Consider the following 26,434-nt stretch of genomic DNA (forward strand, 5'->3'; position numbering starts at 1 on the left):
TCGAGATTTGACGTGAGCTAGAGCTTTGTTATAAAAGGAAATTATATTTCCTTAAAATCAAATAGTTGAAATCAATTCTTCAAGTTGCTTCTGAATGCGCACGATGCTCAGCGAAGAGTCGATGATAGCGAAACGGTAAGGCGCCTCTTCCGCGCGTCGCAAATATTCGGTGCGCGTGCGTTCGAAAAACGCCGCCGACTCGCTCTCGAAGCGGTCCGGATCGCGCGCCGCGCTGCGCCGTTCGTTGGCGATCTCCGGCGGCAGATCGAACAGCACGGTCAGATCCGGCTGAAACCCGCCCTGCACCCAACGCTCCAGCGCTTCCAGCTTGTCGCGCGGCAAGCCGCGGCCGCCGCCCTGATAGGCGAACGTGGCGTCCGTGAAACGGTCGGACAGCACCCAGTCGCCGCGCGCGAGCGCCGGCTCGATCACTTCGGCCAGATGCTGGCGGCGCAGCGCGAACATCAGCAGCGCCTCGGTTTCGAGGTCCATCTTCTGGTGCAGCACGATCTCGCGAATCTGTTCGCCAAGCGGCGTGCCGCCCGGCTCGCGCGTCATGACGACCGAGCGGCCGGTACTCGCGACCTTCGCTTCGAGCCGTTCGCGAAACCAGCCGAGGTGGGTCGTCTTGCCGGCGCCGTCGATGCCCTCAAACGTAATGAATTTGCCCCGAGCCATCATTGCCCTCGAATGTATTTATCCACGGCTTTGTTGTGATCGCCGAGGGTGTCTGAAAAGATGCTGCTGCCGTCACCGCGCGACACGAAGTACAGCGCGGTGCTTTGCGCCGGATTCAGCGCCGCCTGCAGCGACGCGACCCCGGGCAGCGCAATCGGAGTGGGCGGCAAGCCCATTCGGGTGTAGGTATTGTAGGGAGTGTCGGTCTGCAGGTCTTTCTTTCTGATGTGCCCGGTATAGCTCTCGCCCATGCCATAGATCACGCTCGGGTCGGTCTGCAGCGGCATGCCCGTGCGCAGACGGTTCGCGAACACCGCGGCCACCATCGGCCGGTCCGAGGCTTTGCCAGTTTCCTTTTCGATGATCGATGCCATGGTCAATGCATCGTACGGCGTTTTGTACGGCAGGTTCGGCGCGCGCGCGAGCCAGGCTTCGTCGAGCCGCACGCGCATCAGCCGGTAGGCGCGACGGTAGATCTCGAGATCGCTCGCGTTCTTGTCGAACAGATACGTGTCCGGGAAAAACAGCCCTTCGCCCGTACCGAGCGAGGCCTCGGGCGCGCCGATCGCCGTCAGCAGGTCGGCGTCGCTCATGCCGAGCGTGTCGTGTTTGAGCGCCGGATTGGCGTCGAGCTCCGCACGCATGCGCTTGAAGGTCCAGCCCTCGATGATCGTCGCCACATACTCGTTGACGTCGCCTCGCGCGATTTTCTGCAGCACTTCGTACGGCGTCACGCCCGTCTTGAACTCGTAGTTGCCTGATTTGAGATCGGTCTGCAAGCCCAGCAACCGCGTCATGATGATGAACAGCTCGGGTTCCACCGGCACGCCGCCGCGATTGAGCTGCAGCGCAACGCTGCGCAGGCTGCTGTGCGGTTTGACGGTCACGTCGAGTTGCGCGGGGCTCAGATCGAGCGGGCTGGTCGCCCAGTGATATCCGCCAGCAAGTGCGGCTGCGGCCAGCACAACGACGATTGAGCCGGCGACGAAACATTTCTTCAGGAGGGACATGCGAAACGGGACATGGGTGGACTGCATATAATAGCTGTTTGCCTTAGCTAAAGTCAGAATTGACTGTTCCCGGGATCCATGAACACACCGCTCGCTACCGCTTCAGGCACTCCGTCAGGCACTCCGTCCAGCACCGCGCCGGGTTCCGCCGCTGCGCTCGCCGTGCTGCCGCGCCCGTCGGCCGATGAATTCGACGCCGTGCTCCATCACGGCGCCTACATGCCGCTCACGCAGTTCGGCGTGATCGACGCCACCGGCGACGACGCGGCGAGCTTCCTGCACGGCCAGCTGACCAACGACACCCAGCACCTCGACGCCGCCAACGCGCGGCTCGCGGGCTACTGCTCGGCGAAGGGCCGACTGCTCGCGTCGTTCCTCACGTGGCGCAGCGGCGACACGATCCGCCTGCTGCTGTCGAAGGACGTGCAGCCCGCGGTGCAGAAGCGGCTGTCCATGTTCATCCTGCGTGCGAAAGCGAAACTGGTCGACGCGAGCGGCGAACTCGCGGTGGTGGGTCTCGCCGGCGACGTCCGCAAGGCGTTGTCCGGCGTGTTCGACGCGCTGCCCGACGGCGTGCACGTGCAGGTGGACGGCACGGCGGGCTCGCTGATTCGCGTGCCCGATGCGCTCGAGCGGCTGCGCTATTTGTGGATCGGCCCGAAGGCGCAGGTCGAGGCGCTGCTGCCCTCGCTCGACGGCCAACTCGAGCGCGTGTCGCCGGCCGTGTGGGACTGGCTCGACATCCGCGCGGGCGAGCCGCGGATCACGCAGCCCGTGGTCGAGCAGTTCGTGCCGCAAATGGTCAACTTCGACGTGCTCGGCGCGGTCAATTTCCGCAAGGGCTGCTATCCCGGCCAAGAAGTGGTCGCGCGCAGCCAGTATCGCGGCACGATCAAGCGGCGCACGTCGCTCGCCAACGTGGACGGCGAACTGGCCGACATCAGGCCGGGCGCGGAACTGTTCCACTCGGACGATCCGGGCCAGCCGTGCGGGATGATCGTAAACGCGGCGTCGGCGCAAGGCGGCGGCGTCGATCTGCTGGTCGAGATCAAGCTCACGGCGCTGGAAAGCGGCTCGGTGCATCTGGGCGCGGCCGACGGTCCGGCGCTGCGCTTTCTCGCACTGCCCTACGGCTTGCCGACCGAAGTCTGACGTCTTGCCTGGTTCGACGCGGCGCCCTCAGCCGCCGCTTTTTTTGCTGGCCGCTTGCGTTCATCACCTTTGCCGGCCTCTTCAACGCCCACGCCCTTCAGCGGGAGACACCCCCGATGTGCCTGATCGTTTTCGACTGGCGGCCCGATGCGCTCGACGGCCCGCTTTTCACGCTCGCCGCGAATCGCGACGAATTCTTTCGCCGCACGGCCGAACCGATCAGCTGGTGGCAGGACGCGCCGGGCGTCCTGGCCGGCCGCGATCTGGTGGGCGGCGGCACATGGCTCGGCCTGTCGCGCGACGGCCGCTTCGCCGCGCTGACCAATTACCGCGCGCCGCACGAAATGCGCGCCGACGCGCCGACTCGCGGCACCCTCGTGAGCGACTGGCTAAACGGTTCGGCGCGCGCATCTAACGGCAGCCCGCACGAGACCCCGCTCGCGTATCTGCAGTACGTCGCGCAAACCGGCGAGATCTACAACGGCTTCAATCTGCTGGTGGGCGACTGGGCACGCCGCGAGCTCGCCTGGTATTGCAACCGGGCCGAGCGCGCGCCCGCTCTGCTCTCGCCTGGCACGCACGGCATCTCGAATGCGGTCCTCGATACCGCGTGGCCGAAACTCGTGAAAAAGCGCGCCGAGCTTGTCACGCTGCTCGCGCGCGACGCCATGCCGCCGCTCGAACGTCTGATTGATCTCATGCGAGACCCGCGTGTTGCTCGCGACGACGAATTGCCCTCCACCGGTATTCCGCTCGGACGCGAACGGGTGTTGTCGGCGGCGTTCATCGAGTCGCCGGACTACGGCACGCGCGGCACGACCGCTTTGCGGGTGACCGCGCATGGCGAGGTGGTGAGCGTGGCGATCGCCGAGCATAGCGACGACAACGGCTCGCATCGGATCGTGCGGCCCGGCGATTTCGAGCGCAGCTTCGCGTTCAACATCGAACGCGAGATTGCGTGAAATAGTTCGGCGCCCTGCGTAGCGCTGCGCGCCTCGTCTTCCTTCACCGCTCGCGGGCTCGTGCAAGACCGACTGACCCGCTTCGTCACAGCGTGACGACGATCTTGCCGATGGGCGTCGATTGCGCCGCGGCTACTCCACCCCAAACGCCGCCCGCAACGCCGCCGCGGCGTCCGCATGCGCCTTCGTGACATCGGGCACAAAGCCGCCCATCTTGAAGAACTCGTGGATCATGCCCGGATAGCGCGTGAGCATGACTTCGTTGCCGAGCGCGCGCAGTTTGCGCGCATACGCATCGCCTTCGTCGCTCAGCGGATCGTATTCGGCGGTCGCGATCCATGCCGGCGCGACGCCGCGAAAATCGGGCGCGCCGCGCTCGCCGTCGAGCGGCGCGAAACGCCAGTCGTCGCGATCACTTTCGTCGCGCACGTACTGCTCGAAGAACCATTGAATCGTCTCGCCCGAGAGCAGGAAACCATCGGCGAAGCGCGCGTGCGAATCGGTTTGCTGATAGCCGGTCGTGCCGGGATAGATCAGCAATTGCAGCGCGAGCCGGATGCCGGCGTCGCGGGCAAGTACCGCGCAGACGGTCGCCAGCGTGCCGCCCGCACTATCGCCGCCGACCGCGAGCCGCTCCCCGTCCACGCCGAATTGCGCGGCGTGCTCGTGCAGCCAGCTCAACGCGTCGAACGCGTCCTCGACCGCGGTGGGGAATTTGTGCTCGGGCGCGAGCCGGTAATCGACCGACAACACCGTGCATTGGCCGTCGCGCGCGAACATCCGGCAGAGCGCATCGTGCGTATCGACGCTGCCTACCGTGAAGCCGCCGCCGTGGTAGTAGACCAGCGCCGGTGCGGGCTGGGCCCAGCTCGGCTCGACCGCCTGGTACAAACGGGCGCGAATCGCCGCGCCGTCGCGCGTGGGAATGAGCAGGTCGTCGAGCGTGAACATCGGCGCGCTCGCGATCTCCAGAATCGGCGCGCTGTTCTCGTACGCCGCGCGCGCCTGTTGCGCGGTCATCTGGTGATACAGCGGGCGCTTCGCCCGCGCGATCATCTCGAGTATCTGCTCGATCGTTGGATTCAGCGGCATGGTGCGCGTGGTGGATCGGAAGGCGCCTGTGCGCCGGAGGTTGGAAAAGAGCCGGCACGCAATGCGCCGCCGATGGGACGATGTTCAGACTATGAATACGCGCAATACGACGAGCAGCCGCGACTCATGCCTCGCCCGCGTTCTTCACCTCGGGCTTCAGCGACATCGGGTCGGTGGGATTACGCAATTGCTCGATATCTTCGTGACGCAGCTTCACCGTCGCCATGATGCCCGGATGCGTGATGATATAAAAACGTCGCGCGGCGATCGCTTCGAACGTGAGGTCGGCGACATCGGCGGCGCTCAGCTTACCCGACTGCACCGCGCGCTGCAGCTGCTTGCCGGCGGCGATCTGCGAGCGCGTCGGCCGGCCGGCGTTGCGCAGTAGCTCGGGACGCGCGCGCTCCGCATCGGCGATGCCGGTCGGCACGAAGGCAGGACACAGCAGCGAGCAGCCGACGAGACCACTCGCCGTATCCGCATCCTCTTCGTGCGTCGCTGGCGCCTGCGCCAGTTGCAGGTCGTGATGAAGCGTCTCGGTCAGCGAGACCACCGCATGCTTCGACGCGTTGTAGATGCCCATCGCAGGCGGCGACAGTAAGCCCGCCACCGACGCCGTATTGACGATATGCGCGGGCTCGTTCTGCGCCAGCATGATCGGCGTAAAGACCCGCACGCCGTGCGCGACGCCCATCACGTTGACACCGAACACCCACGACCAGTCGTTCGCCGTGCTCTCCCACAGGAAGCCGCCCGTGCCCACGCCCGCATTGTTGAAGAGCACGTGCACCTTGTCGAACGCGGCGAGCGCCGCTTGAGCGAGCGCGTCGACCTGGGCTGCGTCGGACACATCGGTCGGCACGCCGATCGCGTCTGCGCCGTTGCCGCGCAACGTTTCGACGGTTTGCGCGAGTGCGTCGGGATCCACGTCGGCGAGCACGAGCTTCATGCCGAGCGCCGCGCCCTTCTGCGCGAACGCACGGCCGAAGCCGCCGCCCGCCCCCGTGATCACTGCCACCTTGCCGGCGAATTCGAACATCGTCTGACTCCTGGCTGAGCACTGCGCGGTAACTTCTGGCTTGGGTCGCGGTGTGATCCGCGCGGCCCCTGGATGCGTGAGTGAGCTGTTGTGTTGTCGCGCTCAGATCAGCTTGACGAGCTGCTTGCCGAAGTTGCGGCCTTTGAGCAGGCCGATGAACGCCTCAGGCGCCGCGTCGAGCCCCTGCGCGATGGTCTCGCGATAGTGCAGCTGCTTCTGCGCGACCAGCGTGCCGAGCTGCTTGAGCGCTTCCGGCCACACGTCCATATGCTCGCTGACAATGAAGCCCTGCAGGAGCAGCCGCTGCGTGAGCATCAACGACGGATGCTTGAGCGGCATCGGCTGGCCGTCATAGCCCGCGATAAAGCCGCACAGCGCGATGCGCCCGAACGCGTTCATGCGCGCGAGCGTCGCGTCGAGCACTTCGCCGCCGACATTTTCGAAGTAGCCGTCCACGCCATCGGGCGTCACGGCCTTGAGGTCCTGATACAGATTGCCGGCCTTGTAGTCGACACAGGCATCGAAGCCGAGCGTGTCGGTCACGTAGCGGCACTTGTCCGCGCCGCCCGCGATGCCGACCGCGCGCGCGCCGGCCGCTTTCGCCAGTTGCCCGACCACGCTGCCCACCGCGCCGCTCGCAGCGCTGACCACCACCGTCTCGCCCGCTTTCGGCGCGATGATCCGGTTCAGGCCGTACCACGCGGTGACGCCGGGCATGCCGACCGGTCCGAGATAGGCCGACAGCGGCACGTGCGTGTCGTCGACTTTCTGTACACCGGTTCCGTTGGACGTGCCGTACTCCTGCCAGCCGAACATCGCGACCACCTTGTCGCCGACCACGAACTTCGGGTTCTTCGATTCCACCACTTCGCCAACCGTGCCGCCGATCATCACTTCGTTCAGCGGTTGCGGCGCCGCGTACGACTTGCTGTCGTTCATGCGGCCACGCATGTAAGGGTCGAGCGACAGGAAGTGATTGCGCACGCGCAATTCGCCGTCGGCCAGCGGCGCGAGCGGCGTTTCGACGAGCTTGAAATTGTCGGGCGTGACCGCGCCTTGCGGACGCGAAGCCAGCACGAGTTGACGGTTGATCTGGGACATCACGGTTGTCTCCTTGAGTGACCGATTGGATCGGTGAATAGTTGGAACGGCGTGCATGCTTTGCACTGCGCGTCCGCGTGCGCGTGCGCGAGCCGCGACAGGCGGGCGACACACTCGGCACGCGCGCCGCGCGGCGAGAGTTCAGCCGTCGCTCGGGCCCGGTTTCGCCGACGGGTCGCTGCGCAAACGCTGTTGCGTCACGCTGCGGCCGACCGCGAGGCGCCGCATGTATTTGAAGGTGCCGAGCGCCTTGGCGACGAAGTGGCCTTCGCTGTCGCGGATCTCGCCTTCGCAATAGGCCATCGTGGTCGAGCGGTGCAGCACACGGCCGGTCGCGCGCAACTCGCCGCGCCCCGGCTGCATGAAGTTGACCTTCATCTCGACGGTGACCACGCCGACGCCGTCGCCGGCGAGACTGCGCGCGGCCATCGCGAGCGCAACGTCGGCAAGCGTCATCGTGACGCCGCCGTGCGCGACGTCCCACGTGTTCATGTGATCGGGCTGCAACGGCAGCACGACTTCGCTGACGCCATCGGCAGCGGACAACAACTGCGCGCCGAGACGATCGACAAACGGGCTTTCAGGCAACGTCGCGTTGCCTGCTTTCGGTGATGAGGATGAATCGGTCATTGCGTATTCAGATTTCGTAGTCGGCGGAATGCGGGGTGGGTGAGAGACATCGTTGCTGCATCGTCGAGTCCTGACATCACAAAATGATGAGCGCGGCCGCACCTCGTTCGCTTCGGCTCGGTTCGATTCGATTCGATTCGATCAATTCGATTCGATTCGAAGTGTCGGGCCGCAGCCTGACGTTCGTCGCACTGTCTGTCTTGCGTTTTGGCGCATGACGTATGCATTCGGACGCACGCGCAACCTGCGCGAGGCGCAGCGGGAAATGATACCCGCTATCGCTTCGGCGCATGCGCCGCCATCCGTCCCGCCAATCTGCCTAACCTGCGCACCGCTTCGTCGGCCCGGCCGAGGTCCGTGCTCGGACAACTGAGCCGGATGAAGTGATCGAAACGCCCCGCGTTCGAGAACACCGTTCCCGGCATCACGCGAATCCCGTCATCCAGTGCGGCCTCGAAGAAAGCCGCCGACGACACCTCGCGCGGCAACTCGATCCAGAAGAACAGGCCGCCGCGCGGCGGCGTGAAGCGTGTGCCGTCGGGAAACGACGCGGCCACCGCCGCCGCCATCCGTTCGCGCTGAAGCCGCAAGCCGTCGCGCAAGCGCCGCAGATGCCGCTCGTACGCGCTCGTCTCCAGAAACCCGGCGAGCACCACCTGCGAGAGCTGTTCGTTGTGCCGCGACTGCGCGAACTTCAGCATGCCGATGCGCGGATGCCAGCGCCCGCCATTGATCCAGCCGACCCGCATGCCCGGCGCGAGGGTCTTGTTGAACGACGTGCAATGGATCACGGTGCCGTCGGTGTCCCAGGCCTTCAGCGAGCGTGGCGGCGCAACGGCATCGACGAGTTCGCGATACGGGTCGTCTTCGATCAGTGGAATGCCGGCACGCGCGCACAGTTCGACGAGGCTCGCCTTGTGCGCGTCGGGCATCACGCTGCCGAGCGGATTCTGCAGGTTCGGCACGACCACCACCGCCTTGATGTCGGGATGCGTTTGCAGCGCGAAGGCGAGCGCTTCGATCGCAAGGCCGGTGCTCGGGCTGGTCGGGATTTCCAGTGCGCGCAGGCCGAGGCTTTCGAGCGCCTGCAGTAACCCGAAAAAGCACGGCGATTCGACCGCGACGGTGTCGCCTGGCTGCGTCACCGCCCGCAATGCGAGGTTCACGGCTTCGATGCCGCCGTGCGTCATGATGATGTCGTCCGCGCCGATCTGGATACCGGCCTCGAGCGCACGCCGCGCGATGATCGCGCGCAACGCCGGGTCGCCCTGATCGGGACCGGCGGCGGTCAGCAACGTAGGCCGCGCGCGCAACGCGCGCAGCGCGGCTTTCTGCAACGCGTCGGTCGGATAGAGATCGGGCGAGGCGGTCGCGCCGCCGAGATTCAGCGCTTGCGGATAACGCTGGTAGGTCGACACGAGCGTGGAAATCGCCGAGTGAATGCCGACGAACTGCGCGGTGCCCGCAACCACCGCGGGATCGGGTTCGGCGGCGGCCGGCAAAGCGGCCGCGGGCGCCACGCGCACGAAATAGCCGGCGCGCGGCCGGGCATCGATCAGCGCGGCGCGCTCCAGCACGCGATAGCTCTCGGTCGCGGTCGCGAGGCTCACGCCGTGCCGCTGCATGAACGTGCGCATCGACGGCATGCGATCGCCGGGGCGCAGCACGCCGTTGCTGATCGCGCGGCGATATTGATCGGCCAGTTGCCGGTAAAGCGGCTGGCTGTTCGCGGACAGCTCGCTCGACGGCTGCGGCCGCTTGAGAATGGATTCGGTCATGAGCCGATGGTGCGGACAGTTCGCGCGCCGCGACAGATACACATTGGCCCGATTCGGACCAATACAGCATGCTGAAATGCTGTGCTGCACCGGTTCAGATTGTCGGCGGTTGCGGCTGTTTTCACCTTGACGGACTCAATAAGCTGTGTGGCATGAAAACGGTTTAAAGGACTCTGTCATGCATGCTCGTGAATCTTGCGCCGGTTTGCGCAGAACCCCTGCGTCGTCTCTCCTGGCCGGTCAGGTCGCCGTGCATGACCTGCACGCCGGCAGTTCGATCGTGGCCGTCGAAGGCCGTTTGCAACTCCACTTCCGCGACCGTTCGCTCGCGTGGCTGGGCGATGCCGTCCCACTCACGTCGATCACCTTGCTCGAAGGCGAGCGGTTCGTGACGCCGCAACGCGGCAGGGTGTCGATCAGCGCCCTGCGCGCAGCCGGTGCGAGCCGCACGGACTCTGCCGCGTTCATCGTGCTGCCCCCGCATGCCGCGCCAGGCGCTCATGGCTGGCTTCTGCTGGCCGTCCGGCATCTGGCCGAACTCGTCAGAACACGCTGGCGGCGCACCGTCTGAATCGCCTCTGCCCACGCGACGCTGCCTGGTACAATGCATCACCAACCGCTTCGTTCGAGGTGCCGGTCATGCCTTTCCTGCGCGCGCCGCTGTCCGGCCGTCTCTCCCACCTTCGCGGCTTGCCGGCCATCGTCGCCCTTCTCATGATCGTCACGCTGACGCTCAACGGCTGCGCGGGCCTGTTCGGCGCCGATCCGTTGCGCGTCAGCGTGGCCGGTATCGAGCCGCTCGACGGCCAAGGGCTGGAGATGCGCTTCAACGTCAAACTACGCGTGCAGAATCCCAACGATTCGACGGTCAGCTTCAGCGGCGTGTCGCTCGATCTCGAAGTGAACGGCGAGTCGTTCGCGAGCGGCGTCAGCGACCAGGGCGGCACGGTGCCGCGCTTCGGCGAAACCGTCGTCACCGTGCCGCTGACCGTGCCGGCTTTCGCCGCGGTTCGCCAGGCCTTCGCATTCGCCGGAGCCGCCGACTCGGGGCAGGTTCCGTACATCCTGCGCGGCAAGCTCGCGGGCGGCTTGACCGGTACGACACGCTTCATCAGTCAGGGGACGTTGAGTCTGGCATCGCTTGGCGCGGCTTCGCGCTGATGCCGCCAATCGATCCGGACAAGCGGCTTCGAAGAAGCGCGGATAGCAAGCGCCGCTAAACCAGCCGGCGGCACGGATCGCTCAGGTCCGTGCCGTTATCGCCAACACGCGCGCCCCCGGCAGCATCACACCACTTCGAACAGCCCCGCCGCGCCCTGCCCGCCGCCGATACACATCGTCACGACGACCAGCTTCGCGCCGCGCCGCTTGCCTTCGATCAACGCATGACCAGTCAGCCGTGCGCCCGATACGCCGTACGGATGGCCGACCGCAATCGCGCCGCCGTTCACGTTCAGACGGTCTTGCGCAATGCCCAGCTTGTCCGCGCAATACAGCACCTGCACTGCGAACGCTTCGTTCAATTCCCACAGGTCGATGTCCTCGACCTTCAGACCCGCCTGCTTGAGCAGCTTCGGCACGGCAAACACCGGGCCGATGCCCATTTCGTCCGGCTCGCAACCGGCCACCGCGAAGCCGCGGAAAATGCCGAGGGGCTGCAGACCTTCGCGCTCCGCGACCTTCGCGTTCATCACGACGCAAGCCGACGCGCCGTCGGAAAACTGGCTCGCGTTGCCGGCGCTGATCACGCCGCCCGGCATCGCGGTGCGAATCTTCGACACGCCTTCGAGCGTCGTGTCGGCGCGAATGCCTTCGTCACCGCTGACGGTCACTTCTTTCGTGAAGAGACGGCCGCTCGCTTTGTCGGCGACGCCGGCGAGCACGGTCAACGGTACGATTTCGTCCTTGAACCTGCCGGCTTCGAGCGCGGCCGCGGCACGCTGCTGCGAGCGCACGCCGTATTCGTCCTGACGGTCCTTCGAGATCGAATAGCGTTTCGCGACGTTCTCGGCGGTCTGCAGCATCGACCAGTAGATTTCCGGCTTGTTCTCGCTCAACCAGCCTTCGGCCATCATGTGGCGGTTCATCTCGTTCTGCACGCACGAGATCGACTCGACTCCGCCCGCGACGAACACGTCGCCTTCACCGGCGATCACGCGTTGCGCGGCGAGCGCAATAGTTTGCAATCCAGACGAACAGAAGCGGTTCACCGTCATGCCCGGCACACTGACCGGCAAACCGGCGCGCAACGCGATCTGGCGCGCGATGTTGCCACCCGTCGCGCCTTCCGGATTCGCGCAGCCCATGATCACGTCTTCGACGCGCGCCGGGTCGAGCTTTGCGCGTTCGACCGCGGCCTGCGTCACGTGGCCGCCGAGCGTCGCGCCGTGCGTCATGTTGAAGCCGCCGCGCCATGATTTGGCGAGCCCCGTGCGGGCGGTGGATACGATTACGGCATCAGTCATGCTTGTCTCCTTTGTCGACCAGAGTTGGCGCTTTAGCGCCTACTCAGGTCCCATGCAAGTTTTTGCGGTCGACCAGAGTTGGCGCTTTAGCGTGTCGATCCGGAGTTGACGCTTTAGCGTGTCGATCCGGGGTTGGCGCTTTAGCGCCTACTCCGGTCCCATGCTTTAGCACCTACTCCGGTCCCATGCTTCAGCACCTACTCTGGTCCCATGCAAGTTGGTCTTACTTCCAGATCTCGACGGTGGCGCGCCGACGCTTTCCCGTGCGCATCGCGCTGCACGCGCAGCACCGCGCCACCTCGGTCGTTTGATTCACGCAGCCTCGAAGGCTCGCTCAACCCCTCAGCCGTTGAACCCGCGCCCCTCGGCCGCCAGCTTCGCGATGCGCGGTGCGAGTCGCCACGCGTCGCCATTCGGCCGCGCCGCATAACGGCGAATCGCACGCTCCACGTTGTAGAGCCCGACCGTGTCCGCGTACAGCATCGGGCCGCCGCGATGAAGCGGGAAACCGTAGCCGGTCAGATAGACCATGTCGATATCCGACGCCTTCGACGCGATGCCTTCTTCAAGAATCTTCGCGCCTTCGTTGACGAGCGCGAACACGAGGCGCTCGACGATTTCCTCGTCGCTGATCTTGCGGCGCTCGGCACTGGTTTCCTTCGAGAACGCGCCGATCATCTCGTCGACCACCTTCGACGGATACGCAGTACGATCGCCCGCCTTGTAGTCGTACCAGCCGGCGCCGGTCTTCTGGCCGAAGCGCCCCATCTCGCACAGACGGTCGGCGATCTTCGAGTAATGCATGTCAGGATGCTCCTGATAGCGCCGCTTGCGGATCGCCCAGCCGATGTCGTTGCCGGCCAGATCGCTCATGCGGAACGGGCCCATCGCGAAGCCGAACTTCTCGATGGCCTTATCCACCTGCGCGGGTAGCGCGCCTTCCTCGAGCATGAAGAGCGCCTGACGGATGTACTGCTCGATCATCCGGTTGCCGATGAAGCCGTCGCACACGCCCGACACCACCGCCGTCTTTTTGATCTTCTTCGCGAGTTTCATCACGGTGGCGAGCACGTCTTTCGCGGTGTCCTTGCCGCGCACCACTTCGAGCAGCTTCATCACGTTGGCCGGGCTGAAGAAGTGCATGCCGACCACGTCCTGCGGACGCTTCGTGAACGCAGCAATCCTGTCGACGTCGAGCGTCGACGTATTCGACGCGAGGATCGCGCCGGGCTTGGCGACTTCGTCAAGACGCCTGAACACCTGCTCTTTCACGCCCAGTTCTTCGAACACGGCCTCGACGATCAGATCCGCGTGCTTCAGGTCGTCGTAGGACAGCGTGGGCGTGATCAACGCCATGCGCTGTTCGAGCGCTTCGGGCTTGAGCTTGCCCTTCTTCACGGAGGCTTCGTAGTTCTTGCGGATCGTCGCGAGGCCGCGCTCGAGCGCTTCCTGCTTCGTTTCCAGCAGCGTGACCGGAATGCCCGCGTTGATGAAGTTCATCGCGATGCCGCCGCCCATCGTGCCCGCGCCGATCACGCCAATCTGGCCGATGTCGCGCACCGGCGTGTCGGCCGGCACGTCGGGAATCTTGCTGGCCGCGCGCTCGCCGAAGAACGCATGCCGCAACGCGTGGCTTTCCGGCGTTTGGACCAGCGCGACGAAGCATTCGCGCTCGAATGCAAGGCCCTTGTCGAAACCGTTCTGCACGCCCGCTTCCACCGCGTCGATGCATTTGTGCGGCGCCGGGAAGTTCTTCGCGATCGCCGCGACGCTATTGCGCGCGAACTGGATGAAACCGGCCGCGTTCGGATGCTCGATCTTGCGATCACGCACTTTCGGATGCGGGCCAGTCTTCGCGCCGACTTTGCGCGCGAAGGCGAGCGCCGCGGCGGGCAGATCTTCCTCGCTCGCGACGACTTCGTCGAACAGCCCCGAGTCGGCCAGTTTCTCCGAGAACACGGGCGCGCCGGACACGATCATGTTCAACGATGCTTCGAGGCCGATCGCGCGCGGCAGACGCTGTGTGCCGCCCGCACCCGGCAGGATGCCGAGCTTCACTTCCGGCAGCGCGATCTGCGCGCCGGGCGCGGCGATGCGGTAATGCGCACCGAGCGCCAGTTCCAGCCCGCCGCCCATCGCGACGCTGTGAATGGCCGCGACCACCGGCTTGGCGCTGCCTTCGACGATCCGGATGACCGTGGCGAGCGTCGGCTCCTGGGTGGCCTTCGGGGTGTTGAACTCGGTGATGTCGGCGCCGCCCGAGAAGGCCTTGCCCGCTCCCGTCAGCACGATGGCCCTGATGGCCGGATCGTTCTGCGCGCGCTCGATGCCGTCGGCGATGCCCGCTCGCGTCGAGAGGCCGAGGCCATTCACGGGAGGATTGTTCAGCGTGATGACGGCCACGCCGTCATGAGTTGTGTAGTCCACTGCCATCTGCCTGCCTCCATGCGATCCATGCAATGAGGCGGCGCCTTGCGCGCCGCCTGTGCCGTTTTGCGAGCCGCCTCGATGTCCGGCTCATTGTCCGTCTTTCAACCGATTGTTCCCGGGTCTGCAGGCAGGATACACAGAAAAGCACGATCGTTCAATTTATCATGATGCGGGGTTTCCCCTGGTAAGCGGGCAGTTCGCTTCGTCGGCGAGCGCGGACGGCAGCACGTGGTCACGGAAAATGTCGCGCAGCTTCAGCTTTTGCAGCTTGCCGGTGGCGGTATGCGGCAATTCGTCGACGAACGCGACATCGTCGGGAATCCACCATTTGGCGACCTTGCCTTCGTAGAACGCGAGCAACTCCTCGCGCGTGAGCTCGAAACCCGGACGCTTGACTACTACCAGCAGCGGACGCTCGGTCCAGCGCGGATGCGCACACGCGATGCACGCCGCTTCCGCCACCGCCGGATGCGCAATCGCGACGTTCTCGAGGTCGATGGAACTGATCCATTCGCCGCCGGACTTGATGACGTCCTTCGAGCGGTCGGTGATATGCAGGAAGCTGTCGCGGTCGATGGTGGCGACGTCGCCGGTAGGAAACCAGCCGTGCACGAGCGGCGAGTCGTCCTTGCGGAAATAACGGTCGATCACCCACGGCCCGCGCACGTGCAGGTCGCCGAACGCGACGCCGTCCCACGGCAACTCGCGCCCGTCTTCGCCGACGATCTTCATGTCCACGCCATACATCACGTGGCCCTGCTTTTCGAGCAACGCGCGCTGCTCGGCGAGCGGCCGCTGGCTTTGCTCCCAAGTCAGTTTCGAGAGGGTGCCGAGCGGCGACATCTCGGTCATGCCCCACGCATGGATCACCTGCACGCCGTAATCGTCCTCGAACGTGCGCAGCATCGCGGGCGGACACGCGGAGCCGCCGATCACCGTGCGTTGCAGCGACGAGAACTTCGCGCCGGTCTCGCGCATGTAGTTCAGCAAGCCGAGCCACACGGTCGGCACGCCCGCCGAATAGGTGACGCGCTCGCTCTCCATGAGTTCATAAAGCGACTTGCCGTCGAGGTCCTTGCCAGGAAACACCAGCTTCGCGCCGGTCAGCGGCGTGGCGTGCGGAATGCCCCATGCGTTCACATGGAACATCGGCACGACCGGCAGCACCGCGTCGCGCGCCGACAGGCTCATCGCATCGGGCAACGACGCGCCGAACGCATGCAGCACCGTCGAGCGGTGCGAATACAGCGCGCCTTTCGGATCGCCGGTGGTGCCGGAGGTATAGCAAAGGTACGAGGCCTGACGCTCGTCGATAGTCGGCCATTCGAAGTCGCCGTCCTGCGCGTCCATCAGCGTTTCGTAGCTGAGCGCGGGCGTTTGCATGGCCGGCAGATGCGCCGTGTCGGCGAGCGCGATCCAGCCGCGCACTTTCGGGCATTGCGGCGCGAGCACGTCGACGAGCGGCGCGAACGTCGTGTCGAACAGCACGTAGGCGTCATCGGCGTGATTGATGATATAGGCGATCTGATCGGGGAACAGGCGCGGGTTGATCGTATGGCACACCGCGCCGAAGCCGGTCGTGCCGTAATACGCTTCCAGATGCCGGTAGCCGTTCCACGCGAGGGTCGCGACGCGCTCACCGGGTTCGACGCCCAGCGCAATCAGCGCCTGCGCGAGCTGCTTCGCGCGCTTCTCGCAATCGCGATAGGTGTAGCGGTGCAGATCGCCTTCGATGCGTCGCGAGACGATCTCGGTGCTGCCGAAATGCCGCGCGGCATGCGCGAGCAGCGAGGACACAGTGAGCGGCACATCCATCATCTGGCCCAGCAGCGGCGTCGTCATAAAGCGTGGTCTCCTCGGCTTGTCTGTTTCCATCGAATGGGGGTCCGGGAGCCGTTGGGGCGCAATGGCGCGCTTCTCCATGCGCCGCCGGCGAAATCCGCACGACCGGGGAAAGATGAGATGGGTGCAGCTTCGTTCAACGGCCGGCCAGCAGCTCCGCGGGCGCGGACTTACAATATCGGTTAATCCAGAGGCGCTCAATATGTCGTTTTCCCCAAGCATTGCAGGGTTATCCGAAGCTTTAACGGCTTTTTCCAACGTTCTTCTCAGCTCCCCCGAAAGCGCGTTCGCGCGGCTCGGCAGCACGTTCCTGACGCGCCTGCCCGCCGCGCCGCTCAACGCGCCGTACATGGTCGGCTTCTCCGCCGAGACCGCCGCGCTGCTCGGTCTCACGCCGGACCTTCGGAACGATGCGGGCTTCGTCGAGCTGTTCTCCGGCAACGTCACGCGCGAGTGGCCGGCCGATGCGCTGCCTTATGCATCGGTCTATTCGGGCCATCAGTTCGGCGTGTGGGCGGGCCAGCTCGGCGACGGCCGCGCGCTGGGTCTCGGCGAGGTCGAACACGACGGCCAGCGCTTCGAATTGCAATTGAAGGGCGCGGGACGCACGCCCTATTCACGCATGGGCGACGGCCGTGCGGTGTTGCGTTCGTCGATCCGCGAGTATCTGTGTTCGGAAGCGATGCATCACCTTGGCATTCCGACCACGCGCGCGCTGTGCGTGATCGGCTCCGATCAGCCGGTGCGGCGCGAGACCGTCGAAACCGCCGCGGTGGTCACGCGCGTCGCGCCGAGCTTTGTGCGCTTCGGCCACTTCGAGCATTTCTATTCGAACGATCGAACCGACGCGCTGCGCGCGCTCGCCGACCACGTGATCGAGCGTTTCTATCCGCATTGCCGCGACGCCGACGATCCCTATCTCGCGCTGCTCAACGAAGCGGTGCTCTCCACCGCCGACCTGATGGTCGAGTGGCAGGCGGTCGGCTTCTGCCACGGCGTGATGAACACCGACAACATGTCGATCCTCGGCCTGACGATCGACTACGGCCCATTCGGCTTCATGGACGGCTTCGACGCCGGCTACATCTGCAATCATTCCGACACGCAAGGCCGTTACGCGTACAGAATGCAGCCGCAGATCGCCTACTGGAATTTGTTCTGCCTTGCACAAGGATTGCTGCCCCTGCTCGGCGAACAGCACGCCGAAAGCGTGCGCGGCGACAAGGCGATCGAAGACGCGCAGCGCGTGCTCGGCGGTTTCAAGGACCGCTTCGCACCGGCGCTTGAGCGGCGCATGCGCGCGAAGCTCGGCCTCGACATCGAGCGCGACGGCGACGACACGCTGGTCAATCGTCTGTTCGAAGTCATGCACGCGAACCGCGCCGATTTCACGCTGACCTTCCGGCATCTCGCGCGCGTGTCGAAGCACGACGCGAGCGGCGACGCGCCGGTGCGCGACCTGTTTCTCGATCGCGCCGCGTTCGACGCATGGGCGAACGACTATCGCGCGCGGCTGTCCCATGAAACACGCGACGACGCGGCGCGCGCCATTGCAATGAACCGTGTGAACCCCAAATTCGTACTTCGCAATCACCTGGCGGAAACGGCGATCCGCCACGCGAAAGAGAAGGACTTTTCCGAAGTGGAGCGTCTGGCGGCGGTGCTGCGCCGCCCGTTCGACGAACAGCCCGAGCACGAAGCGTATGCGGCCTTGCCGCCGGACTGGGCTAGCTCGCTGGAAGTGAGCTGCTCCTCGTGACGCGCCAAACCGGACCGAACCAGTTCGCCTTCAACGTGCATCGCCAAAACAAGCCCGAGACAGGAATCCGACCATGAACCAGCCCGACGACCTCAACACCGACGTCCCCGCCGTGCAGAAAGACGACGCCGAGTGGCGCCAGCAGCTTTCCGATATCGAATACCAGGTGACGCGCCACGCGGCCACCGAACGTCCCTTCACTGGCCGCTACCACGATCACTGGGACCGCGGCATCTACGATTGCGTGTGCTGCGGCACGCCGCTGTTCGAATCGGACACCAAGTTCGACGCCGGCTGCGGCTGGCCGAGCTACTTCAAGCCGATCAACGGCGAGGTGATCGCCGAGAAGACCGACCGCTCGCACGGCATGCTGCGCATCGAGGTGCAATGCAAGAACTGCGGCGCGCATCTGGGCCACGTGTTCGAAGACGGCCCCGCACCGACGGGCTTGCGCTATTGCATCAATTCGGCTGCGTTACAATTCGAGCCCAAGTAAGCGCAGCGGCGCGAAGTCTGGCGCGTTGCCGGCCGGCGTGGCCGGCGGGATTCGAGCCGGCTGCGAGAGGACGCGGAGCGGCTCCGGCCCGGCGGAGCGGCACCTTGGCGCTGCGGGTCTGCTGCTAACGGCCTCGCCAGAAGCCGTCCGTTAGCCCGCTTGCCATGACACTCATGGCAGGTTGGCGCGGCGGCTTTCCGGCCGCTTACACACCATCGGGCGCTTCGCCGCGCCCTCACCTTCGACTCACTCTCCGTGTTCCCGACCAGATAATGAAATTCCTGTTCGATCTGTTCCCGATCATCCTGTTCTTCGTCGCCTTCAAGATCTGGGGCATTTTCACGGCGACGGCAGTGGCGATCGTCGCCACGCTGGTGCAGATCGCGTGGGTGGCCTTCCGCCACCGCAAGGTCGATCCGATGCTGTGGGTGAGCCTCGGCGTCGTCACCGTATTCGGCGGCGCCACGCTCGTGCTGCACAACGACACTTTCATCAAGTGGAAGCCGACCGTGCTGTACTGGGCGTTTTCCGTCGCGCTGATCGTCTCGCAACTGGGCTTCAACAAAAACCTGATCGAAGCGATGATGGGCAAGCAGATCACGCTGCCGCACGCGATCTGGGGCAAGCTGAACATCATCTGGGCGGTGTTCTTCGTGCTGCTCGGACTCGTCAACCTGTTCGTCGCGTATCACTACACGACCGACCAATGGGTCAATTTCAAGCTGTTCGGCGCAACCGGCTGCCTGCTGGTGTTCATCGTCGGGCAGAGTTTGTGGTTGTCGAAGTACATGAAGGAAGAATGACATGACGAACGATGTGTTCATGCACGCCACCACCGCCGAGCGCGCCGCGCTGATCGAAGCGCGCCTTACGGCCGCGCTCGCGCCAGTCGAATCGATCCGCATCACCGACGACAGCGCGCAGCACGCGGGCCACGCCGGCGCCTCGGCCGGCGGTCATTTCAGTGTCACGATCGTGGCTGCCGCATTTGCCGGCAAGGCCCGCGTGGCGCGGCATCGCATGGTGTATGATGCGCTGGCCGATGCCATGCAGCGCGGCATTCATGCCCTTGCCATCACGGCGTATACGCCCGAAGAATTTGCTTTGTTGCCCCGCTAGGAACTTCCGATGACCTTGAAGAAAACCCGCCTTTGGGTATTGCTGGCTGCATTTGCAGCCGCACCTGCATTTGCACAGAACATCGCCGTCGTCAACGGCACGCCGATTCCGAAAGCGCGCGCCGATGCGCTGATCGATCAACTGGTTCATCAAGGCCAGCAAAACACGCCGCAACTGCAAATGGCCGTGCGTGAAGAACTGGTGAACCGCGAAATCCTGATGCAGGAAGCGCTGCGCCGCGGCCTGCCGAATCGTCCGGACGTCAAGGCGCAAATCGCCGTCGCGCAACAGACCGTCGTGCTGCGCGCGCTGATCGAAGACTTCGTGAAGAACAACCAGCCGACCGACGCCGAAGTCACCGCGCGCTACAACGCGCTGATCAAGGATGCGGGCGGCAAGGAATACCACCTGCACCACATCCTCGTCGACAACGAGCAGCAGGCGAAGGACCTGATCGCGAAGATCAAGGGCGGCGCGAGCTTCGAAGAACTCGCGAAGCAATACTCGAAGGACCCGGGATCGGGCAAGAACGGCGGCGACCTCGACTGGTCGGACCCGAAGGCTTACGTGCCTGAATTCGCGGCAGCGGCCACGCATCTGCAGAAAGGTCAGATGACCGACACGCCTGTGCGCACGCAATTCGGCTGGCACATCATCCGCGTCGACGATGTGCGTGCTACCACGCCGCCGCCGCTGGAGCAGGTACGTGCCCAGATCGTCCAGCAGATCCAGCAGGAAAAGCTGCAAGCGTTCGAAGAAGGTCTGCGCAAGAACGCGAAGATTCAGTAAGCGAGTTGTCGAGTCGCCGCTTCTTCGTTTGACGTTGGAATGCAGAAAAGCCGCCCGAGGGCGTAATGCCGTTCAGTTAAGCGACTGAACGGCATTTTTTGTTTGTGGTGCAAAGTGGTTGTAAACGTGACGCAGGGGTGTTAACTTTCATCGCCATGCTGGTCGATGATCTACGCCCATTGGTCGAATCACAGCGGCCGTTCGAATGGGACCGGCTGGGGCAGCATCTTCCGTACGAGTGGATCGAATGTGCGGTACAGGCCAGTGCTAGTGCGAGCATTCGTCGGCCGAGGGCCGCTTTTTGTTTGCTGCGAAGGTATCGCTCAACAAGGCCGCCGCCCGAAGCGGCAGCCCTGCCCGAATCATCCCAGCCAGCGACGCGCGTTCTGGAACACGCGCAGCCACGGGCTCGCGTCCGTGCCATTTTCGCCCCAGCCTTCCGGATGCCAGCTCATCTGCACGGCACGATGCACGCGCTCGGTGTGCGGCATCAACACGGTGAAGCGGCCGTCTGCCGTCGTGACCGACGTGATGCCGTCCGGCGAACCGTTCGGATTGAACGGATACTGCTCGGTCGCCTGACCACGGTGATCGACGTAGCGCATCGCCACCGCTACCTTCGACGCATCGCCCTGCTGCGAGAAGTCCGCAAAACCTTCGCCGTGCGCGACCGCGACCGGAATGCGCGAGCCTTCCATGCCCGCGAAGAAGATCGACGGCGAAGCCTGGATTTCGACCAGCGAGAAGCGCGCTTCGAATTTCTCCGACTTGTTGCGCGTGAACTTCGGCCACGCGTGCGCACCGGGGATCATCGACGCGAGGCTGCTCATCATCTGGCAGCCGTTGCAGATGCCGAGCGCGAACGTGTCTTCGCGGCCGAAGAACGCGGCGAACATGTCGGCCAGTTGCGCGTTGAAGCGGATCGCTTTCGCCCAGCCTTCACCGGCGCCGAGCGTATCGCCGTACGAGAAGCCACCGCACGCCACCGCGCCGGCGAAGTCCGCCAGGTTCGCGCGGCCCGCGAGCAGATCGCTCATGTGTACGTCGTGCGCGTCGAAACCGGCGCGGTCGAATGCATAGGCCGTTTCGAGGTGCGAGTTGACGCCCTGCTCGCGCAGGATCGCGACACGCGGACGCGCGCTCTTGCCCACGAAAGGCGCGGCCACGTCTTCAGCCGGATCGAAGCTCAGCACCGGCGTGATGCCCGGATCGGCGGCGTCGAGCAGCGCATCGTATTCGGCATCGGCGCAAGCCGGGTTGTCGCGCAGACGCGCGATGCGCCAGCTCACTTCGCTCCACGTGCGATGCAGTTCGGTGCGCGGTGCGTCGTAGATCTTCTTCGCGTCGCGATAGATTTCGATCGCGTCGCGCTCGTTGAGCTTGCCGATCACATGCGAGCACGCCGACAGGCCGTGCTCGCGCAACGCGCCGAGCACGGCGTCGCGGTCCGCCGCACGCACCTGGATCACGCCGCCGAGTTCTTCATTGAAGAGCGCGCGAATCGTGCGATCTTCACGACGGCCGCTGGTCTGCTTCGCCCAGTCCTTCGCGTCGCCGTAATCGGATTCGTGGTGCGGATCGAGCACGAGCATGTCGACGTTCAGCGACACGCCGACGTGACCCGCAAACGCCATTTCGCAGACCGTCGCCCACAGGCCGCCGTCCGAACGGTCATGGTAAGCGAGCAGTTTGCCGTCGCTGTTCAGCGCCTGGATCACGTTGAAGAAGCGCTTCAGGTCTTCCGGATCGTCGACGTCCGGCACCGTGTCGCCCACCTGCTGCGTCACTTGCGCGAGGATACTGCCGCCGAGGCGATGCTTGCCGCGGCCGAGGTCGATCGCGATCAGCACCGAGTCGCCTGCGTCGCTGATGCGGCGCAGTTGCGGCGTGAGGTGCTTGCGCACGTCAGCGACCGGTGCGAACGCCGAGATGATCAGCGAGACCGGCGCGACCACTTCCTTCGCGACGCCGCGCTCTTCCCACTTCGTGCGCATCGACAGCGAATCCTTGCCGACCGGAATGCTGATGCCGAGCGCCGGGCACAGTTCCATGCCGATCGCCTTGACCGTGTCGTAGAGTGCCGCGTCTTCGCCCGGCGCGCCGCACGCGGCCATCCAGTTCGCCGACAGCTTCAGCTTGTCGAGCGACGCGATCGGCGCCGCCACGATGTTGGTGATCGCCTCGCCGACCGCCATGCGGCCCGACGCCGGCGCGTTGATAACGGCGAGCGGCGTGCGCTCGGCCATCGTCATCGCTTCGCCGCTAAAGCCCGCGTAGTCCATCGTCGTGATCGCGACGTCGGCCACCGGCACCTGCCACGGGCCGACCATCTGGTCGCGCGCGGTGGTGCCGCCCACCGAGCGGTCGCCGATCGTGATCAGGAACGACTTGCTCGCGACCGTCGGATGACGCAGCACGCTGGTCGCCACATCGGGCAACGCGATGCCCGTGACATCGACCGGTTCGAGCGTCTGCTCGACGCGCTTGACGTCGCGATGCATGCGCGGCGCCTTGCCGAGCAGCACTTCCATCGGCATGTCGACCGGCTGATGCGCGGCGGCGTCGTTTTCGGAGTCGATCAGCTTCAACTGGCGTTCGGCGGTGGCTGTGCCGATCACCGCGAACGGGCAGCGCTCACGCTGGCACATTGCTTCGAAGGCCGGCAGATCGGCCGGCGCGATTGCCAGCACGTAACGCTCCTGGGCTTCGTTCGACCAGATTTCGCGCGGCGACAAACCGCTTTCTTCCAGCTGGATCTTGCGCAGTTCGAACAGCGCGCCCTTGCCCGCGCCGTCCACCACTTCCGGAAACGCGTTCGACAAGCCGCCTGCGCCGACGTCGTGAATGCTCAGGATCGGGTTCTTGTCGCCGAGCTGCCAGCACGCGTTGATCACTTCCTGCGCACGGCGTTCGATTTCCGGGTTGCCGCGCTGCACGGAATCGAAGTCGAGCTCGGCGGTGTTGGTGCCGGTCGCCATCGAGCTCGCAGCGCCGCCGCCCATGCCGATGCGCATGCCCGGGCCGCCGATCTGGATCAGCAGCGACCCTTCCGGCAGATCGTGCTTGTGCGTGTGCTGGTCCGAGATATTGCCGATGCCGCCGGCGATCATGATGGGCTTGTGATAGCCGCGCACCAGGCCCGCGACGTTCTGTTCATACGCGCGGAAATAACCGCCGAGGTTCGGCCGGCCGAATTCGTTGTTGAACGCGGCGCCGCCGAGCGGGCCGTCGATCATGATCTGCAGCGGCGACGCGATGCGGTCGGGGCGGCCATACGCTTCGTGCTGGTCGTCCGGATTGCGGTGCGCGAGCGGCTGTGCGGCGTCGCGTGCGTTTTCCCAGGCCTCGACGCCGTCCGGCAATGTCAGGTTCGACACCGTGAAGCCCGCCAGACCCGCCTTCGGACGCGCGCCGCGGCCGGTCGCGCCCTCGTCGCGGATTTCGCCGCCCGCGCCGGTCGCGGCGCCCGGGAACGGCGAGATCGCGGTCGGGTGGTTGTGAGTCTCCACCTTCATCAGCGTGTGCGTGAGTTCGACGCTGCGGCGGTAGTGCTCCGGCAGCTCGTTCGCGCCGAGGTCAGCCGGCGTGCGCGGGAACCAGCGCTCGGCCATGCCGCCCGCCATGATCGCCGAGTTGTCCGAATACGCGACGATCGTGCCTTGCGGGTTCAGCTTTTCGGTGTTGCGGATCATGTTGAACAGCGAGATGTCCTGCTTCTCGCCGTCGATGGTCCAGTCCGCGTTGAAAATCTTGTGGCGGCAGTGTTCGCTATTGGCCTGCGCGAACATCATCAGTTCGACGTCGGTCGGGTTGCGGCCGAGCTTCGTGAACGCCTCGACGAGATAATCGATTTCGTCGTCGGCGAGCGCGAGGCCCAGTTCCGTGTTCGCCGCTTCCAGCGCGCCACGGCCGTGGCCGAGCACGTCGACGGTTTGCAGCGGCTTGGCCGGCAGTTCGTCGAACAGATGCAGCGCGTACTCGCGCGAGCTCGACACGCTCTCGGTCATGCGGTCGTGCAGCGCCGCGGCGACGGCCGCGCGGGCTTCATCGGAGAGCGCTTTCTTGCCGCCCAGCAGGCCGCTTTTCAGCATGACCGTGTACTCGACGCCGCGCTCGATGCGGCGCACCTGCGTGAGGCCGCACAGGTGGGCGATGTCGGTGGCCTTGCTGGCCCACGGCGACACCGTACCGAAACGCGGCACCACGAGGAAGGTCTCGACGGCGCCGCGCTCCTTGCTGTCTTCGAGTGGATCGCCGTAGTGCATCAGCGCCTCGACCTTCGCGCTGTCTTCAGCGGACAGCGGGGTCTGGGCATTGACGAAATGCAGGTACTGCCCGCGCACGCCGGTGATATTCGGGTCGATGCGCGTGAGCGTTTCGAGCAGGCGGGTTTGACGGAAATCGGAAAGGGCCGAAGCGCCGGGGAAACACGAGAAGTGGGCCATGGACTTGACGTTGCGTCGCTCAATGATGCCGAGAAGCCGCGCATGCAGGCGACGTGAGGCGGAAAGGAAGTCCGAGATTATACCCCGGGAACGGGCTTCCAGCGGGCCTCGCGGTGCGCTTTCGGTCCGCGCGCGGGATGCGCTCCACGTGGCCGCAGCGGCGCTTTGACTGCTATCATTCGCCCTTTCATCAGATCGGCGCGAGCCGCCCGAGCCATGCCGGGCCGCGCCGCATGCCCCGCTCAACGGGAATGCGCCGCTTCGGCGCCCCCTTCGGCAGTTCGAATCAAAACATGGATGTCATCGTCATTGGCGGCGGGATAGCGGGCGTCGCCACCGCTTATCACCTGCGCGCGGCCGGCCACCGGGTGTGTGTCGTCGAGCGCCACGCGACCGTCGCGCAGGGCGCAACCTACGGGCACGGCGGCACCGTTTTGCCGACCCCGCTCGACGTCTGGTTCGGCCCGACCTTTCTCGCGAGCCGTCAGAACGCCAAAAACGGCGTCGTCAACAAGATCGGCTTCAACGGCGCGGCGCGTCAGTTCGTCAAGCAACTCGGTGCATTGCAGGAGCCGGAGGCGTTCGCCCGTCAGTTCGGGCGGCTGCGGCCGCTGATCGAAGCGTCGCGCGACGCGCTCGCGGACGTCGAAGCGCGCTTCGGGCTCGAATTCGAACAGGCGAGCGGACTGCTTTATCTGGTGCGCAGCGAGCACGAATGGGAGCAGACCCAGCCCGCGCTCGACCTGCTGCGCCAGTACGAGGTGCCGCACCACGTGCTCACGCCGGACGAATGCGCATCCTACGAGCATTCTGTGCGCACGGAGCCTGAATTCGCCGGCGGCGTGCTGTTCGATCAGGAGCGCACGGCCAACAGCCCGCTGTTCACCAAGCTCCTCAAGCAGACCCTCGACGCGCAAGGCGGCGTGCAGTTCATGCACGGCTGCGAAGTATCGGCGATCCGCCTCGACGGCCAGCGCGCCGCGGTGGAACTGGCGCCGCGCGCGGGTGCGGCTCCGCGTTCGCGCGAAGTCGACGTGATTCATGCCGACGCGGTCGTGGTGGCCGCCGGTTACGGCAGCCTCGCGCTGCTCGAGCGCCTCGGCCTGCGCCTGCCGTTGCATCCGCTGCGGCTGCACACGCTCGTGGCGCCGATCGCGCATGAGGAATGCGCGCCGCACGTGGCGATCGTCGACGCGGTCAAGCGGATCGGCATCAGCCGCATGAACCACCGGCTGCGCATCGCCGGGGGGGCGGTGCTGCAAGGTGCCGGACAGATCGACACGCCGCTCGGCGAAGCCGTGACCAAGGAAGCGCTGGCGCTGCTCGGCCAGGCGACCCACGACTGGATTCCCGGCGCTGCGCGCATTTCGGCAGCCCTGCCGTGGGAAGGCGTCAAGCTCCTTTCACCCGATGGCTTGCCAGTGATCGGCAACGCACTGCACCCGCGCCTGTTCCTCAACGTCGGCCATGGCCCGTCGGGCTGGGGACTCGCATGCGGAGCGGGCAAACTGGTCGCCGAGCTGCTGTCGGACCAGACGCCGGAGCTGCCCGCCGGCACGCTGGCTGCGCTGCGCGCCGAGCGCTTCCAGTAAATCCTCTTCCTTCGATCTGCGATGCCGGGCCCGCTCGCGAGCGAGCCGGTCATTG

21 protein-coding genes are annotated in these 26,434 nt (G+C 65.4%); 10 read left to right on the plus strand and 11 right to left on the minus strand.

What is annotated here, in order from left to right; translation table 11 throughout:
* Positions 1–57: 57 nt before the first annotated feature.
* A complete protein-coding gene (gene tmk / locus HV770_RS00680; RefSeq protein ID WP_175158008.1) occupies positions 58–678 on the minus strand; it encodes a dTMP kinase in 621 nt (206 codons plus the stop codon).
* Positions 678–1,688 (minus strand): endolytic transglycosylase MltG, encoded by a 1,011-nt coding sequence (gene mltG / locus HV770_RS00685; RefSeq protein WP_175157650.1) that lies wholly within the window; start codon positions 1,686–1,688, stop codon positions 678–680. The genes tmk and mltG overlap by 1 nt, the downstream gene beginning before the upstream one ends.
* A gap of 78 nt (positions 1,689–1,766) precedes the next feature.
* Between mltG and ygfZ the strand changes: the two genes are divergently transcribed.
* Entirely contained in the window at positions 1,767–2,840 is a 1,074-nt protein-coding gene (gene ygfZ, locus HV770_RS00690) for a CAF17-like 4Fe-4S cluster assembly/insertion protein YgfZ (protein WP_175157651.1), read from the plus strand.
* 116 nt (positions 2,841–2,956) lie between these two features.
* A complete protein-coding gene (locus HV770_RS00695) occupies positions 2,957–3,802 on the plus strand; it encodes an NRDE family protein (protein WP_175157652.1) in 846 nt (281 codons plus the stop codon).
* A gap of 132 nt (positions 3,803–3,934) precedes the next feature.
* Here HV770_RS00695 and HV770_RS00700 read toward each other — a convergent pair whose 3' ends face one another.
* The 5 genes from HV770_RS00700 to HV770_RS00720 all read right to left on the minus strand — a co-directional run bounded on the left by HV770_RS00700 (position 3,935) and on the right by HV770_RS00720 (position 9,442).
* Positions 3,935–4,894: an alpha/beta hydrolase gene (locus HV770_RS00700; RefSeq protein WP_175157653.1), complete on the minus strand. Its 960-nt coding sequence runs from the start codon at positions 4,892–4,894 to the stop codon at positions 3,935–3,937.
* 124 nt (positions 4,895–5,018) lie between these two features.
* Entirely contained in the window at positions 5,019–5,933 is a 915-nt protein-coding gene (locus HV770_RS00705; protein ID WP_175157654.1) for an SDR family oxidoreductase, read from the minus strand.
* A 102-nt stretch (positions 5,934–6,035) separates the two neighbouring features.
* A complete protein-coding gene (locus HV770_RS00710; RefSeq protein WP_175157655.1) occupies positions 6,036–7,034 on the minus strand; it encodes an NADP-dependent oxidoreductase in 999 nt (332 codons plus the stop codon).
* A 141-nt stretch (positions 7,035–7,175) separates the two neighbouring features.
* Positions 7,176–7,664, minus strand: a complete 489-nt coding sequence (locus HV770_RS00715) for a PaaI family thioesterase (protein ID WP_175157656.1) — start codon at positions 7,662–7,664, stop codon at positions 7,176–7,178.
* 275 nt (positions 7,665–7,939) lie between these two features.
* Entirely contained in the window at positions 7,940–9,442 is a 1,503-nt protein-coding gene (locus HV770_RS00720; RefSeq protein ID WP_175157657.1) for an aminotransferase-like domain-containing protein, read from the minus strand.
* Between the two features lie 178 nt (positions 9,443–9,620).
* On the opposite strand from HV770_RS00720, the gene HV770_RS00725 reads away from it, so the two are divergent.
* Together HV770_RS00725 and HV770_RS00730 are read left to right on the plus strand one after the other, a co-directional pair.
* Positions 9,621–10,013, plus strand: coding sequence for a hypothetical protein (locus HV770_RS00725; protein WP_175157658.1), 393 nt, complete (start codon positions 9,621–9,623; stop codon positions 10,011–10,013).
* A 68-nt stretch (positions 10,014–10,081) separates the two neighbouring features.
* On the plus strand, positions 10,082–10,603 hold the full coding sequence (locus HV770_RS00730; protein WP_175157659.1) for an LEA/WHy family protein: 522 nt from the start codon (positions 10,082–10,084) through the stop codon (positions 10,601–10,603).
* A 125-nt stretch (positions 10,604–10,728) separates the two neighbouring features.
* On the opposite strand, the gene HV770_RS00735 is transcribed toward HV770_RS00730, so the two are convergent.
* From HV770_RS00735 to HV770_RS00745, 3 genes are all read right to left on the minus strand, one after another.
* Positions 10,729–11,907 carry an acetyl-CoA C-acyltransferase gene (locus HV770_RS00735; RefSeq protein WP_175157660.1) on the minus strand — a complete coding sequence of 393 codons (1,179 nt, stop codon included), beginning with the start codon at positions 11,905–11,907 and terminating at the stop codon, positions 10,729–10,731.
* Between the two features lie 342 nt (positions 11,908–12,249).
* Complete coding sequence (locus HV770_RS00740) at positions 12,250–14,340, minus strand: 3-hydroxyacyl-CoA dehydrogenase NAD-binding domain-containing protein (RefSeq protein WP_175157661.1); 2,091 nt, start codon at positions 14,338–14,340, stop codon at positions 12,250–12,252.
* 159 nt (positions 14,341–14,499) lie between these two features.
* Positions 14,500–16,179, minus strand: coding sequence for a 3-(methylthio)propionyl-CoA ligase (locus tag HV770_RS00745; protein WP_175157662.1), 1,680 nt, complete (start codon positions 16,177–16,179; stop codon positions 14,500–14,502).
* A 202-nt stretch (positions 16,180–16,381) separates the two neighbouring features.
* On the opposite strand from HV770_RS00745, the gene HV770_RS00750 reads away from it, so the two are divergent.
* From HV770_RS00750 to HV770_RS00770, 5 genes are all read left to right on the plus strand, one after another.
* Positions 16,382–17,938, plus strand: a complete 1,557-nt coding sequence (locus HV770_RS00750; RefSeq protein WP_175157663.1) for a protein adenylyltransferase SelO — start codon at positions 16,382–16,384, stop codon at positions 17,936–17,938.
* Positions 17,939–18,011: 73 nt separating this feature from the next.
* The gene (gene msrB, locus HV770_RS00755) at positions 18,012–18,434 is read left to right on the plus strand and encodes a peptide-methionine (R)-S-oxide reductase MsrB (protein WP_121318235.1); all 423 of its coding nucleotides are present in this window, start codon (positions 18,012–18,014) and stop codon (positions 18,432–18,434) included.
* Between the two features lie 272 nt (positions 18,435–18,706).
* Positions 18,707–19,237 (plus strand): septation protein A, encoded by a 531-nt coding sequence (locus HV770_RS00760; RefSeq protein WP_121318237.1) that lies wholly within the window; start codon positions 18,707–18,709, stop codon positions 19,235–19,237.
* 1 nt (position 19,238) lies between these two features.
* On the plus strand, positions 19,239–19,553 hold the full coding sequence (locus tag HV770_RS00765) for a BolA family protein (RefSeq protein ID WP_175157664.1): 315 nt from the start codon (positions 19,239–19,241) through the stop codon (positions 19,551–19,553).
* A 9-nt stretch (positions 19,554–19,562) separates the two neighbouring features.
* On the plus strand, positions 19,563–20,342 hold the full coding sequence (locus HV770_RS00770; RefSeq protein WP_175157665.1) for a peptidylprolyl isomerase: 780 nt from the start codon (positions 19,563–19,565) through the stop codon (positions 20,340–20,342).
* Between the two features lie 362 nt (positions 20,343–20,704).
* Here HV770_RS00770 and purL read toward each other — a convergent pair whose 3' ends face one another.
* A complete protein-coding gene (purL, locus tag HV770_RS00775) occupies positions 20,705–24,787 on the minus strand; it encodes a phosphoribosylformylglycinamidine synthase (protein WP_175157666.1) in 4,083 nt (1,360 codons plus the stop codon).
* 293 nt (positions 24,788–25,080) lie between these two features.
* On the opposite strand from purL, the gene HV770_RS00780 reads away from it, so the two are divergent.
* Positions 25,081–26,379: an FAD-dependent oxidoreductase gene (locus tag HV770_RS00780; RefSeq protein WP_175157667.1), complete on the plus strand. Its 1,299-nt coding sequence runs from the start codon at positions 25,081–25,083 to the stop codon at positions 26,377–26,379.
* The last annotated feature ends 55 nt before the right edge of the window (positions 26,380–26,434 follow it).

This window comes from Paraburkholderia fynbosensis (genome assembly GCF_902859935.1).
GTDB classification, from domain to species: domain Bacteria; phylum Pseudomonadota; class Gammaproteobacteria; order Burkholderiales; family Burkholderiaceae; genus Paraburkholderia; species Paraburkholderia fynbosensis.